At 57.9% G+C, this 13,396-nt stretch carries 15 protein-coding genes and 1 pseudogene; 10 read left to right on the forward strand and 6 right to left on the reverse strand.

Going from position 1 to position 13,396, the window contains the following annotated elements:
- Nucleotides 1–3: 3 nt before the first annotated feature.
- Nucleotides 4–1,044 (reverse strand): NADP(H)-dependent aldo-keto reductase, encoded by a 1,041-nt coding sequence (locus BK662_RS11465; RefSeq protein WP_123358155.1) that lies wholly within the window; start codon nucleotides 1,042–1,044, stop codon nucleotides 4–6.
- Between the two features lie 245 nt (nucleotides 1,045–1,289).
- On the opposite strand from BK662_RS11465, the gene rplM reads away from it, so the two are divergent.
- The 9 genes and pseudogenes from rplM to BK662_RS11510 form a co-directional block, all read left to right on the forward strand.
- Entirely contained in the window at nucleotides 1,290–1,718 is a 429-nt protein-coding gene (gene rplM, locus BK662_RS11470) for a 50S ribosomal protein L13 (protein ID WP_007905295.1), read from the forward strand.
- Between the two features lie 14 nt (nucleotides 1,719–1,732).
- Nucleotides 1,733–2,125 carry a 30S ribosomal protein S9 gene (rpsI, locus tag BK662_RS11475; protein WP_002555064.1) on the forward strand — a complete coding sequence of 131 codons (393 nt, stop codon included), beginning with the start codon at nucleotides 1,733–1,735 and terminating at the stop codon, nucleotides 2,123–2,125.
- A gap of 267 nt (nucleotides 2,126–2,392) precedes the next feature.
- Nucleotides 2,393–2,986 (forward strand): ubiquinol-cytochrome c reductase iron-sulfur subunit, encoded by a 594-nt coding sequence (gene petA, locus BK662_RS11480; RefSeq protein WP_007905300.1) that lies wholly within the window; start codon nucleotides 2,393–2,395, stop codon nucleotides 2,984–2,986.
- Nucleotides 2,986–4,197, forward strand: coding sequence for a cytochrome b (locus tag BK662_RS11485; RefSeq protein WP_123358156.1), 1,212 nt, complete (start codon nucleotides 2,986–2,988; stop codon nucleotides 4,195–4,197). Before petA ends, BK662_RS11485 begins: the two co-directional genes overlap by 1 nt.
- The gene (locus tag BK662_RS11490; RefSeq protein WP_123358157.1) at nucleotides 4,197–4,979 is read left to right on the forward strand and encodes a cytochrome c1; all 783 of its coding nucleotides are present in this window, start codon (nucleotides 4,197–4,199) and stop codon (nucleotides 4,977–4,979) included. The genes BK662_RS11485 and BK662_RS11490 overlap by 1 nt, the downstream gene beginning before the upstream one ends.
- 150 nt (nucleotides 4,980–5,129) lie before the next feature.
- Nucleotides 5,130–5,747, forward strand: coding sequence for a glutathione S-transferase N-terminal domain-containing protein (locus tag BK662_RS11495; protein ID WP_007905304.1), 618 nt, complete (start codon nucleotides 5,130–5,132; stop codon nucleotides 5,745–5,747).
- Between the two features lie 16 nt (nucleotides 5,748–5,763).
- Nucleotides 5,764–6,177, forward strand: coding sequence for a ClpXP protease specificity-enhancing factor (locus tag BK662_RS11500; protein ID WP_123358158.1), 414 nt, complete (start codon nucleotides 5,764–5,766; stop codon nucleotides 6,175–6,177).
- Nucleotides 6,178–6,372: 195 nt separating this feature from the next.
- The gene (locus BK662_RS11505; RefSeq protein WP_123358159.1) at nucleotides 6,373–6,630 is read left to right on the forward strand and encodes a hypothetical protein; all 258 of its coding nucleotides are present in this window, start codon (nucleotides 6,373–6,375) and stop codon (nucleotides 6,628–6,630) included.
- 147 nt (nucleotides 6,631–6,777) lie between these two features.
- Nucleotides 6,778–7,396, forward strand: a pseudogene (locus BK662_RS11510) (Rid family hydrolase); the annotation flags it as partial.
- A 48-nt stretch (nucleotides 7,397–7,444) separates the two neighbouring features.
- On the opposite strand, the gene BK662_RS11515 reads toward BK662_RS11510, so the two are convergent.
- The 5 genes from BK662_RS11515 to norR form a co-directional block, all read right to left on the reverse strand.
- Nucleotides 7,445–8,194: a YkgJ family cysteine cluster protein gene (locus tag BK662_RS11515; protein WP_123358160.1), complete on the reverse strand. Its 750-nt coding sequence runs from the start codon at nucleotides 8,192–8,194 to the stop codon at nucleotides 7,445–7,447.
- Nucleotides 8,195–8,276: 82 nt separating this feature from the next.
- On the reverse strand, nucleotides 8,277–8,603 hold the full coding sequence (locus BK662_RS11520; protein WP_123358161.1) for a hypothetical protein: 327 nt from the start codon (nucleotides 8,601–8,603) through the stop codon (nucleotides 8,277–8,279).
- A gap of 173 nt (nucleotides 8,604–8,776) precedes the next feature.
- Complete coding sequence (locus tag BK662_RS11525; RefSeq protein ID WP_123358225.1) at nucleotides 8,777–9,235, reverse strand: GNAT family N-acetyltransferase; 459 nt, start codon at nucleotides 9,233–9,235, stop codon at nucleotides 8,777–8,779.
- A gap of 27 nt (nucleotides 9,236–9,262) precedes the next feature.
- Nucleotides 9,263–10,165 carry a chemotaxis protein CheV gene (locus BK662_RS11530; RefSeq protein ID WP_007905472.1) on the reverse strand — a complete coding sequence of 301 codons (903 nt, stop codon included), beginning with the start codon at nucleotides 10,163–10,165 and terminating at the stop codon, nucleotides 9,263–9,265.
- A 202-nt stretch (nucleotides 10,166–10,367) separates the two neighbouring features.
- On the reverse strand, nucleotides 10,368–11,921 hold the full coding sequence (gene norR / locus BK662_RS11535) for a nitric oxide reductase transcriptional regulator NorR (protein WP_123358162.1): 1,554 nt from the start codon (nucleotides 11,919–11,921) through the stop codon (nucleotides 10,368–10,370).
- A 148-nt stretch (nucleotides 11,922–12,069) separates the two neighbouring features.
- Between norR and hmpA the strand changes: the two genes are divergently transcribed.
- The gene (hmpA, locus tag BK662_RS11540) at nucleotides 12,070–13,251 is read left to right on the forward strand and encodes an NO-inducible flavohemoprotein (protein WP_123358163.1); all 1,182 of its coding nucleotides are present in this window, start codon (nucleotides 12,070–12,072) and stop codon (nucleotides 13,249–13,251) included.
- Nucleotides 13,252–13,396 lie beyond the last annotated feature (145 nt).

Genomic DNA, 13,396 nt, shown 5'->3' on the forward strand with positions numbered 1-13,396 from the left:
CAATCAAGGAGCAGGATTCGGATGATCCTGGTGAATCGCCTCGATCCCCGCCAACACTTCGTCGGAAAGTTTCAGCTCGAAGCTGGCAATGTTGCTGTCCAGTTGCTCAAGCGTGGTGGCGCCAATGATGTTGCTGGTGACGAACGGTTGCTGTGTGACGAATGCCAGTGCCATCTGCGCCGGGTCCAGGCCGTGTTCACGAGCCAGTGCCACATAACGGCTGCACGCTGCCTCTGACTGAGGATTGAAATAGCGGCTGAAGCGGCTGTAGAGGCTCAGGCGACCTTTGGGCGGACGCGCGCCACCTTCGTATTTGCCCGACAGGAAGCCGAACGCCAGCGGCGAGTAGGCGAGCAGGCCGCACTGTTCGCGGATGGCGATTTCCGCCAGGCCGACTTCGAAGCTGCGATTGAGCAGGTTGTAGGGGTTCTGGATCGAGACGGCACGCGGCCAGCCACGGGCTTCGGCGAGTGCGAGGAAGCGCATGGTGCCCCACGGGGTTTCGTTGGACAGGCCGATGTGGCGGATCTTGCCGGCCTTGACCTGTTCGTCCAGTGCTTCGAGGGTGTCTTCCAATGGCGTGAGGTTGACTTCGCTCGAGTGCTTGTAGCCCAGTTGCCCGAAGAAATTGGTGCTGCGTTCCGGCCAGTGCAACTGATAGAGGTCGATGTAGTCGGTCTGCAAGCGCTTGAGGCTCGCATCCACGGCCTGGACGATGTGTTCGCGGTTGTGCTTGAGGTTTTTGTCGCGGATGTAATCGATGGTGTTGCCGGGGCCGGCGATCTTGCTCGCCAGGATCCAGTCGGCGCGATCGCCGCGACTTTTGAAATAATTTCCGATGTAACGCTCGGTGGTGGCGTAGGTTTCGGCCTTGGGCGGCACCGGGTACATTTCGGCGGTGTCGATGAAATTGATGCCCGCGCTCTTGGCCCGTTCGATCTGGGCGAAGGCTTCAGCCTCGCTGTTTTGCTCGCCCCAGGTCATGGTGCCGAGGCAGATTGCACTCACGTTCAGATTGGTACGGCCTAGCTGGCGATAGTCCATCGGGTGCTCCTTGGGCAAAACAATCATAAAAGCAGGTTGAATTATTTTTCGCAATCTGCATAATTGCGCACCTCTTTCTGCAGTGGAAGTGATGCGCCGCCGCCGAAGAATCTTGCCGTTGAACGGACGCGCCGACCCGAGCCCCCGAAAGCGTCTGTATCCGGCTGCCTTTGACTTGTCAAAGTACGCACTATTCAGTAAGATCCGCCGTCTAATTTACAGGGCGGCCCCTGAGGCTATAAAGAATGAAAACTTTTACTGCTAAACCGGAAACAGTACAGCGCGACTGGTTTGTCGTCGACGCTGCAGGTCAGACCCTGGGTCGTCTGGCCACCGAAATCGCGAGCCGTCTGCGTGGCAAGCATAAAGCTGAGTACACTCCTCACGTTGACACCGGCGATTACATCGTCGTTATCAATGCCGAGCAGATTCGTGTAACCGGTGCTAAAACCACCGACAAAATCTACTACTCCCACTCCGGTTTCCCGGGCGGCATCAAGTCGATCAACTTCGAAAAGCTGATCGCTAAAGCCCCTGAGCGCGTGATCGAGACCGCGGTCAAAGGCATGCTGCCTAAGAACCCGCTGGGTCGCGACATGTATCGTAAGCTGAAAGTCTATGCGGGCGCTGTACACCCTCATACTGCTCAGCAGCCCCAAGAACTGAAGTTTTAACGGAATAGTTCATTATGTCGGCGACTCAAAATTACGGCACTGGCCGTCGCAAGACCGCAACCGCACGCGTTTTCCTGCGTCCGGGTACTGGTAACATCTCCATCAACAACCGTTCGCTGGATAATTTCTTCGGCCGCGAAACTGCCCGCATGGTAGTTCGTCAGCCGCTGGAATTGACTGAGACTGTCGAGAAGTTCGACATCTACGTCACCGTGATCGGCGGTGGTGTAAGTGGTCAAGCTGGCGCAATCCGCCACGGTATCACTCGCGCACTGATGCAGTACGACGAAACCCTGCGTGGCGCTCTGCGCAAAGCTGGCTTCGTTACTCGCGATGCTCGTGAAGTTGAACGTAAGAAAGTTGGTCTGCGTAAAGCGCGTAAGCGTCCGCAGTACTCGAAGCGTTAATTCGCTTTCGCGTTCAAAAAGAACGCCCAGTTTCCTCGCGAAGCTGGGCGTTTTTTTATGGGTGCGATTTATCAAGGAATTGCGCTGTGACAACTTGCCACATCCGCAGAAGCCCTATACTGCAAGGCTTGGCAGTGGAGCTCCTCGGTAATTACCTTGTCAGAATTGGGGCTTTTCATTACCATTCGGCAAAATTTTTATAAGTTCAGATTTTTACTTAGTAGACGCCTGATTTAACAGGCCACAAAGCTGATGGGAGAGGACTGAATGAGCAATGACGGCGTGAATGCAGGCCGGCGTCGCTTCTTGGTAGCAGCCACATCCGTGGTGGGTGCTGCAGGAGCGGTGGGGGCTGCGGTCCCGTTCGTGGGGTCATGGTTTCCCAGTGCCAAGGCGAAAGCTGCAGGTGCACCGGTGAAAGTGAATGTCAGCAAAATCGAGCCAGGTCAGCAAATGATTGCTGAGTGGCGTGGCCAGCCGGTGTTCATTGTCCGCCGTACCGAGGAAATCCTGGGGAATCTGAAAAAGATCGAGGGCCAGCTGTCTGACCCGACCTCCAAGAACTCGACGCAACCGACCTATGTCGACCCGGAGACGCGTTCGATCAAGCCAGAAGTTCTGCTGCTGATCGGTATCTGCACTCACCTGGGTTGCTCACCTACCTTCCGCCCGGAAGTGGCACCAGCAGACCTGGGCAAGGATTGGGTAGGGGGGTATTTCTGCCCTTGCCACGGCTCCCACTACGATTTGGCTGGCCGCGTCTACAAGTCGCAACCTGCGCCTTTGAACCTGCCAGTTCCCCCGCATTCCTATGAGACCGATGACATCATTGTCATTGGCGTCGATACGGAGAAAGCGTGATGAGCAAGTTCATGGATTGGGTTGATGCGCGCTTCCCCGCGACCAAAATGTGGGAAGACCATCTCAGCAAGTACTACGCCCCGAAGAACTTCAACTTCTTCTATTTCTTTGGCTCCCTCGCACTGCTCGTTCTGGTCAACCAGATCGTTACCGGTGTCTGGCTGACCATGAGCTACACCCCGTCGGCGGAAGAAGCGTTTGCTTCCGTCGAATACATCATGCGCGACGTCGAGTACGGTTCGATCCTGCGTCTGCTGCACTCCACCGGCGCTTCGGCGTTCTTTATCGTGGTCTATCTGCACATGTTCCGTGGTCTGCTCTACGGTTCGTATCAGAAGCCGCGTGAGCTGGTGTGGGTCTTCGGCATGCTGATCTATCTGGCGCTGATGGCTGAAGCCTTCATGGGTTATCTGCTGCCGTGGGGCCAGATGTCCTACTGGGGTGCCCAGGTGATCATCTCGCTGTTCGGTGCGATTCCGGTCATCGGTAACGACCTGACCCAGTGGATCCGCGGTGACTACCTGATTTCCGGTATTACCCTGAACCGCTTCTTCGCCTTGCATGTGGTTGCCCTGCCGATCGTCATCCTCGGTCTGGTGGTGGTGCACATTCTGGCGCTGCACGAAGTCGGTTCGAACAACCCTGATGGCGTCGACATCAAAAAGCACAAGGACGAAAACGGCGTACCCCTGGACGGCATTGCCTTCCACCCGTACTACACCGTGAAAGATATCGTCGGCGTAGTGGTGTTCCTGTTCATCTTCTGCTCGATCGTGTTCTTCTTCCCTGAAATGGGCGGCTACTTCCTCGAGAAGCCGAACTTTGAAGTGGCGAACGCCTTCAAGACCCCTGAGCACATCGCTCCGGTCTGGTACTTCACGCCGTTCTACGCGATTCTGCGGGCGATTCCGGACAAGCTTCTGGGCGTAATTGCCATGGGCGCTTCGATTGCAATGTTGTTTGTCCTTCCCTGGCTTGATCGGAGTCCGGTCAAGTCGATGCGCTACAAGGGCTGGCTGAGCAAGATCTGGCTCTGGGTGTTCTGCATCTCGTTCGTGATCCTGGGTGTGTTGGGTGTTCTGGCTCCAACTCCAGGCCGTACGTTGCTGTCGCAGGTATGTACCTTCCTGTACTTCGCCTACTTCATTCTGATGCCGTTCTACACCAGGCTCGAGAAGACCAAACCGGTTCCGGAAAGGGTGACTGGCTGATGAAAAAGCTATTTGCAGTACTGATTCTTGCGGCGATGCCTGTATTGTCCTTTGCGGCCGAACACGGTGGTCCTGAGCTTGAGAAGGTCGACATCGACGTTTCCGACAAGGCTGCCATGCAGGACGGCGCACGTACGTTCGCCAACTATTGCATGGGCTGCCACAGCGCCAAGTTCCAGCGCTACGAGCGTGTTGCCGATGACCTGGGCATTCCTCACGAGCTGATGCTTGAGAAACTGGTGTTCACCGGCGCCAAGATCGGTGACCACATGAACATCGGCATGCAGCCGGCTGATGCCAAGACCTGGTTCGGTGCGGCACCGCCCGACCTGACGCTGGTGGCTCGTGTTCGTGGCACTGACTGGCTCTATGGCTACCTGCGTTCCTTCTATGAAGACCCGTCGCGTCCTTGGGGCGTGAACAACAAGGTGTTCCCGAACGTCGGCATGCCTAACGTTCTGGTCGGCTTGCAGGGTCGTCAAGTGGTAGGCTGTAAACAAGTTCAAATCGTCGAAGACGGCAAGAAGCAATACGATCCGCTGACCGGTACGGGTTTGACCCATGAAGCCTGCGACCAGCTGACGGTATTGCCGAAAACCGGCACGCTGAACGAAGAGCAGTTCGACGAGAAGGTCAAGAACCTGGTGACCTTCCTGGCCTACTCGGCCAACCCGGTGAAGCTGCAGCATCAGCGCATCGGTACCTATGTGTTGCTGTACCTGGCGTTTTTCTTCGTATTCGCTTACTTGCTCAAGCGTGAATACTGGAAAGACGTCCATTGATAAAGCTGTAAGCCATTGCTGTTAATCGCGCGCGCCCAGGGGCGTCTCTGAAGGTGTAACGAGTCTGGTGATCCAGGCGTTACGGGAGGCGCCCTCTGGGCGCGCGTGTTTTTCCGTTTCCGATAATTTCAACAAGCGAGGAGGACCGCCATGGGCGTGACCAATCGGTTGGCCTGTTACTCCGACCCCGCCGACCACTATTCCCACCGAGTGCGCATCGTACTTGCAGAGAAGGGTGTCAGCGCCGAGATCATTTACGTGGAAGCTGGTCGCCAGCCGCCTAAACTGATTGAAGTGAACCCTTACGGAAGCCTGCCCACCCTGGTCGATCGTGACCTGGCGTTGTGGGAGTCGACCGTGGTGATGGAATATCTGGATGAGCGTTACCCACACCCGCCATTGCTGCCGGTTTATCCTGTGGCGCGTGCCAACAGTCGTCTGCTGATTCATCGCATTCAGCGTGACTGGTGTGGTCTGGTGGATCTGATCCTGGATTCGCGGACCAAGGAAGCTGCCCGTGTCGTGGCTCGTAAAGAGCTGCGCGAAAGCCTGACAGGCGTGTCGCCGTTGTTTGCCGACAAGCCGTTTTTCCTCAGTGAGGAACAAAGTCTGGTGGATTGCTGCCTATTACCAATACTCTGGCGATTGCCGATTCTGGGTATTGAACTGCCGCGGCCTGCCAAGCCGTTGCTTGATTATATGGAGCGCTCGTTTGCACGTGAGGCTTTCCAGGCGAGTCTGTCTGGTGTCGAACGCGATATGCGCTAAGGCTTAAGGAGCCGCTATGAACTCCAGTCGACCTTATCTGGTCCGCGCGCTCTATGAGTGGATTGTGGACAACGATTGCACCCCGCACATGCTGGTTAATTCCGAGTATCCATCGGTGCAGGTGCCTCAGGGTTTTGCCAGTGACGGACAGATTGTCCTGAACGTTTCCCCGGCGGCCGTGCGTCATCTGCACATGGACAACGAGGCAGTCAGTTTCGAGGGGCGCTTCGGTGGCGTGCCGCACACCCTGTACGTGCCTATCGCATCGATCCTGGGCATTTACGCTCGGGAGAACGGTCAGGGCATGGTGTTCGATATGGAATCGCCTCTGGAAGACGAGGATGAGATCGAGCCGGATGATGATGTTCCGCCACCCGACAGTGAGCCGCCGCGTCCCAGCGGTCGACCGAGTTTGAAGGTGGTGAAGTAATGAAAAAGGCGATCCGAAAGGATCGCCTTTTTTATGTGCGCCCGGCGTGGGCGCAATAGACCCGCGAAGGTGGCAGGTCAGTCAGTACAAAACCCAACTGACCAACTGCAGCTTGCGGCCACCGAGACGGGTATACTGCCGCCTTTCGCGGCTCGCCTACCGGGCCCGACTCTTTGAGCATCACCCGGAGCTTTCATGACTTCCCCGACACAACCGCCGGTTGCCGACGCTTTGAGCGACGACCAGGCAGACCTGCCAGACAGCGTCGACTCCAGCGCAGACAGCGAAACCAAAACGGCGATCCCTGCATTCAAGTTTCCGTTCAAGCCGGGTGAATTGACCGCGGCGAAGAATGCCAGTCAGCCTTGGTACAAGAATGGCGCCAAGAACGGTCATACCAAGACTCCGGGTGCAGCGCCTCCGGGTACTCGTCGTTCGATGGGTAAGCGCTGACCGTCAGGCGCTTTTTGGTCGGTAATAGTTCTTCCTGCCACTAAGACAGTTCCCACAAGGATGAGCGATTTGTCCTCTGGGAAAGTTGGTGACCATTCGTCAAAGATTCATGTCCCTGAATTCTTGATGAAGGTCACCGAAATGCAGCAATCCCTCAAGGGCAAGCGTGTCGGCGTTCTGACAGGCACCAGCCGTGAAGCGTTCGCCAAGTCCCGTTGGGCTCCGGCGGGAGTGACGGTACGCAGTTTCGATTTCAACAGCCAACTGGTGGCCAGTCTGTTGACGGGTGAGCTCGACGCGACCCTGCAAGACTCGATTGAAATCACCCAGGCGTTTTTAAATCAGCATCAGGGGCAAAATTTCGATTTTTCCGGCCCGGCGCTCAAGGACCCCATGCTGGGCAGTGGCGTGGCGATGGCTGTGCGCAAATCCGACACCGCATTGCGCGATGACCTGAATGCAGCCTTGGAGCGCCTCAAGCGGAATGGCCAGTACCAGGCAATTACCCGGCGTTACCTGCCGCCCGCAGATGACCCAAACCATGGAGAATCTGCAACATGCATTGCGGCGTAGCGGTTCGACTTTGGCTCATGTGGCCAAATGTACGGTCATCCTTGCAGACATCAATGATTTCGCTGCCATGAATGCAGTGTATAGCCGTTATTTTCCGGCGGGTCGTTTGCCTGCTCGCACGACATTCGCTGGCAAAAAGCTGGTACTGGGTGCGCGGGTGGAAGTCGAATGTCTGGCGGTTGCTGCTGACTGAAGTGTGAAAAATCCGCTGCGCAAGGGTGCTGCGCAGCGATTTGGCGTTTCACGCAGCACGCAAGGATATAAACGCATAGTTGACCGGCTCATTGGTCGCAATTTGAGCCCCGGCCGCCAACACTTGCCCGGCAATATCATCGCCTGACACATGAAAGACCCATTCACCACCCGACCTTGCCAACGGCTGTTGCGCCACCTGATCAATGACCATGGCAAACGCCTGCATGTCCGGCAGATGAGCGGTAAAGCCATCGCCCTTCAACGCTGTCGTCCGAATCCCCAATAACGCGCAAATCGCATCCTTGGTCTGAATCTCATCGCGATCCGCCTGACGGGAGCGCTGGATTAATCCCGCCAGTTCCTGATCCACCAGTTCACCACCGATGATCAAATCCGGCCCTGTTTCCCATGACTCGGGCGGGCATTCTTTGATCGCCGGGTTGAGCGGGATGTGCGGATTGATTTCCATCGGGTAGATGCGGCACACCAGCGGTCGGCGTTCGTAGATGCGGCAGAGGTTGTCTTCGTCAAGATTCCGGCAGCGACCGACGTTATAGGCGGCGAAGGTGATCGCCACGTGGGCCTCGCAGGCGCCGCTTCGAACCACAATTGAACGGCGTTCGGCGTGTTCGCGTTGCTGCATGGGCAGGCCCAGGCCATTGGCGAGAAAGGCTTCCACCAGCACGATCACCTGACCGCCATCGGCCGCCCACATCCGGGCTTCGACCAGTGTCAGGGGCACATGATGATCGTTGCAGCATTTGCCACAACCTACGCAGGAAAACGTTGTATTCATTGAACGGCCAGTCACCTGTGGGGCATGTAATGGCGACAAAAAGCCACCGCAAAGGCCTGTGCCGAAGCAAGTTATGCGCCATTCACTGCGCTTTTGCTGTTGGGCGGATGGAGTCCCACTTGGTCACGTAGGCGGTTTTGCTTTTCTTGTTGTACAGGCACAACTCTGTGCCTTGTTGGCCTTTCATGTGTTTTTGCGGGTACTGGCCTTGCAGCAGGAGCGCGGTATAACCGACCCGGTCATCGAACTGCGCGGCGTTGCCGACGGGTTTGACGTTCTTCAGGCCGCTGGTTTTGGTGCAACTGGCGAGCACGGCTTTGTCGTAGGTGGCCCAGGCGTCGGGGCTGGAGGCGTGGGCTTGGGTGGCGAGGGTGGTGAGGCAGAGGAAGGTCAGGGTGGTGGCTTTCATGGTTTTGGCATCCTTGGCGTGGCCGAGGTCGGAGTATGCCTGATGGTTTTTTGGGGGGGGTGCGGGCCTCTTCGCGAGCAAGCCCGCTCCAACAGTGGTTCATCTGTCGTTCACAGATTTGGTGTACGACACAAATCAACTGTGGGAGCGGGCTTGCTCGCGAAAGCGGTGTGTCAGACAGGCACGGGCTCCCGGCGGACCACATACATCCCGGCACTTTCATACAAACGCTGGGCCCGAAGGTTGTTTTCCAGCACCTTCAAATCCACAAAACCTTCGCGACGTTGCTGAAACACGTTGAAAGCATTCAGCAGCAGCGCACGGCCAAGTCCGAGGCCTTGAGCGCGCGGATGCACCACCAGGCTCTTGATGTAAGCGCTGGTCCAGCACTGGGCGACGCCGACGATTCCTTCGGCGTCGAATGCGATGAAGCACAGGGACGGATCGTATTCGGGATCGGTTTCAAAACGCTGCTGCCAGACTTCCAGCGCCGGTACGCGACCGCTACCTTCTCGATAGCCCAGTTCCATCAAGTGATGAACGGCTTCGGCGAGTTCGGGACGGTACTCGGTCAACTCAATGCCATTTGGCCAAGTGAAAGGTGGCACATCTTCAGCGAGATTGCGCCGCATCAGAAAACAGAAGTCCTCGGCCAAAACTCAGTGACCTTGTTCGGCGACGGCCCTGGCCGCCGCGATCAGGCATTTGGTCAGTTCCGGCGAGGAGAATTTGGTCAGCACCGCGTTGGCCCCGGCCAGTCGAGCCTTTTCGCTGTTCATCGCACTGTCCAGCGACGTATGCAGCAACACATAGAGGTGCGAAAAGTCCGGTGTTTCGCGCAATGTGCGGGTGAGGGCATAGCCGTCCATTTCCGACATTTCGATGTCCGAGACGATCAGGTTGATTTGCTGGGCAGTGCCTTGCAGGTCCAGCAGGCAGTCGATGGCTTCCTTGGCGCTGCGAGCGGTGTGGCATTGCAGGCCGAGGTTGCGCAGGGTATGCACCGATTGTTGCAGGGCGACCTGACTGTCATCGACCACCAGGATTCGCGCGTTGCCCAGTACTTCGGCGTCTTCCATGCTCAGTTCGGTCGGGGCCGTTTCGATCTGCGCCGGAGCGATGCCGTGGATGACCTTTTCGATGTCCAGCACTTGCACCAGCGTGCCGTCGACCGAGGTCACGCCAGTGATGTACGAGCGCACGCCGCCGGAGCCGAAAGGCGGTGGACGGATGTCGGTGGTCAGGCAATGGACGATCTTGCTCACCGCCTGAACGTGCAGGCCCTGCTTGGAGCGGCTGACGTCGGTGACGATCAGGCAGCCACCGTTCGGGTCTTCCAGCGGTCGCTCGCCAATGGCGCGGCTCAGGTCGATCACCGACAACGATGCGCCGCGCAGGGTGGCGATGCCTTTGACGTGGGGGTGCGACTCCGGCAGCTTGGTCAGCGGCGGGCACGGGATGATTTCGCTGACTTTCAGCAGGTTGATCGCCATCAGCTTGCCGCTGCGCAAGGTAAACAGCAGAAGCGAAAGTGAATCTGCGCGGGCTTTGTTGGAGGACATAAAAACCTTCTGTGGAAAAAGGTGATGGGCGATGGTGAAGATCGCCAACAGCTATCGATGCCGGGTTATCGACTTGTTGGGGGCAGGCTTTAGTGCCAATGAATGTTGGGTAGATCAAAAGATCGCAGCCTCGCTTCGCTCGACAGCTCCTACAAGGGATTGGCGTAAACCTTTAGGAGCTGCCGAAGGCTGCGATCTTGGCTTATTTCATACCCAACCGCTTGGCCATCCGTCCAAGGTTCGCCCGATCCAGACCCAACTCCCGGGCCGCGCTGGCCCAGTTGTTCTGGTGCCGTTCCAGGCAGGCGCTGATCAGTTGGCGCTGATAATGCTCGGTGGCCTCACGCAAATCCCCTGCAATTAATGTAGCCGCCGGCGCAGCATCCACCGGTTCTGGCGCGGGTTCAACGCTGCCATTGGGCAAGTCCAGATCCGCCGCGCTCAAGCTGAGAATCTTCGGCCGTTGCTTGCAGTTGCCCAACGCCTTCAATGCGCTACGACCAATCAAATGCTCCAGCTCCCGCACGTTCCCCGGCCAGTCATACGCCAACAATGCCGCTTGTGCATCGCTGGTCAGACGCAAGCTGTTGAGGCCCATGCGTGAGCGGTTTTGTTCCAGGAAATAGCCGCTGAGCAGCAGCACATCCCGACCGCGATCGCGCAGTGCAGGCACCAGCAGCGGGTAAACGCTCAGGCGGTGATAGAAGTCGGCACGGTAGCGACCGCTGCGCACTTCTTCGGCCAAGTCGCGGTTGGTCGCTGCGATCAATCGCACGTCGACCTGATGTTCCTTGTCTGAGCCCAGGCGCTGCAATTGCCCGCTCTGCAGCACCCTCAATAATTTGGCCTGCACCGTCAGCGACAGTTCGCCCACTTCATCGAGAAACAGCGTGCCGCCATTGGCCAGTTCGAACTTGCCGCGCCGATCATTCGTCGCGCCGGTGAAAGCACCGCGCACATGGCCGAACAATTCGCTCTCCACCAGCGTGTCCGGGAGGGCGGCGCAATTGAGGCTGATGATTGGTTTGTCGGCCCGTGGGGACGCCGCGTGGATGGCTTGGGCCACCAGCTCTTTGCCGACCCCGGTTTCGCCGGTGATCAGCACCGTCAGGTCGCTGCCGCCCACCAAGCTGATCTCTTCCATCAGTCGTTTGTAAGTCTTGCTCTGGCCGATCATTTCGCGGTTCTGTTGGCCGCTGGCCTGACGGTAAACCTCGGCGCGCTGATGTTCGTCTTCGACGCGATTGGCCAGCCGCTCGATGCGCTCGGCGGCGTTGACCGTGGCGGCGGCGAGGCTGGCGAAGGCTTGCAGGGCGTCCAGTTCGATCGGTTCGAAACGTTCAGGGTCGAGCGCGTCGAGGGTCAGCAAACCCCACGGACGCTCGTCGATAAACAGCGGGCAGCCCATGCAGTCGTGGACTTCCAGGTGATCGTGAAGACCATCGACCAGACCGTCATAAGGATCGGGCAAATCGCTGTCGGCGGCGAAACGAGTCGGGCCGGGGCTGCTGAGCAACGCTTCGAAGCGCGGGTGTTCGCTGACCTTGAAACGTCGGCCGAGGGTGTCGGTGCTCAAGCCGTCCACGGCCAGCGGCACCAGCCATTCGCCATCGAGTCGCAGCAGGGCCGCGGCGTCGCAAGGGAGCAGGGCGCGCATGGCTTCGAGCAGGCGTCGGTAGCGCTCGCCTTCGGGCAATTCGCGGGACAGGTCGGAGACCAGGGGCAGCAGGGTCGTGAGCAGTAATTTTGCAGTCATAATGACTCCGTGTAGTCGGTGTGACTATAAAGCGTCGTGTGTCGATATGACTACTGTGTTTTTAACTATATGATTTATAAGGATTTAATTGTTGGCATGGAAACTGATAGGTAAAGGGTATTCACATAAAGCTCAGGAGTTGCCCTTTATGCTTAGCGTTCAAGACCGTGCAATCATCAAATCCACTGTGCCGTTGCTGGAAAGCGGCGGCGAAGCGTTGATCACTCACTTCTACCGCATGATGCTCTCCGAATACCCGGAGGTCCGCCCGCTGTTCAACCAGGCCCACCAGGCCAGCGGCGATCAGCCTCGCGCCCTGGCCAATGGTGTATTGATGTATGCGCGGCACATCGACCAGCTCGATCAGTTGGGCGACCTGGTGGCCAAGATCATCAACAAGCACGTGGCACTGCAAATCCTCCCGGAACATTATCCGATTGTGGGTAGCTGCCTGTTGCGAGCGATCTCCGAAGTGCTGGGCGAAGAGATTGCCACGCCGGAAGTAATGAGTGCCTGGGGCGCGGCCTACGGTCAATTGGCCGAGATCCTGATCGGCGCCGAAGCCAGCATCTACGACCAGAAAGCACAGGCGCCGGGCGGCTGGCGCGGTGCGCGGGAGTTCATCGTGGCGGCCAAGGTCGAGGAGAGCGCGGAAATCACCTCGTTCTACTTCGAACCGGCGGACAAGGGCCCGATTCTCGCGGCAGAGCCTGGCCAGTACATCGGCATGAAACTGATCCTCGAGGGCGAAGAAATTCGACGTAACTATTCGCTGTCGGCGTTGGCCAACAAGGGCCAGTACCGCATCAGCGTCAAGCGTGAAACCGGCGGCCGCGCTTCCAACCATTTGCACGATCAACTGCACGTCGGCGCGAGCATCTTGCTGTTCCCGCCAGCGGGCGATTTCACCCTGACCGCCAGCGACAAACCGCTGGTGCTGATCAGTGGCGGCGTCGGCATCACCCCGACGCTGGCGATGCTCGAAGCGGCGCTGGCGACCGAGCGTCCGGTGCATTTTATCCACTGCGCGCGCAACGGTAGCGTGCATGCTTTCCGTGACTGGATCGATGGCCTGGCCGAGCGTCATCCGCAGCTCAAGCGTTTTTATTGCTACGCCGAAGACGATGGCGTCAGCCCGGCGGCGGATAAGGTTGGCCTGTTGAGCCAGGAGCAACTCGGCGAGTGGATGCCGGAACAGCGTGATGTGGATGCGTACTTCCTGGGGCCTAAAGGTTTCATGGCGGCGATCAAGCGTCACCTCAAGGCTTTGGGTGTGCCAGAGAAGCAGAGCCGTTACGAGTTCTTCGGGCCGGCTGCGGCACTGGAATAACTGTTTACGGTGATTCCCGGGGGCCGGGTCGGTGTTTCGCTTGTTCGCGAAGCACCGACCCGGCCTTTTTCACATTCGGCTAGCACCCGACCAGAGGCCGGGTATGAGGCTGCCTACCGGATTGACGGAAAATACATAAAAGTCC

The sequence above is a fragment of the Pseudomonas frederiksbergensis genome, from assembly GCF_003732275.1.
In the GTDB taxonomy this organism is placed as follows: domain Bacteria; phylum Pseudomonadota; class Gammaproteobacteria; order Pseudomonadales; family Pseudomonadaceae; genus Aquipseudomonas; species Aquipseudomonas frederiksbergensis_H.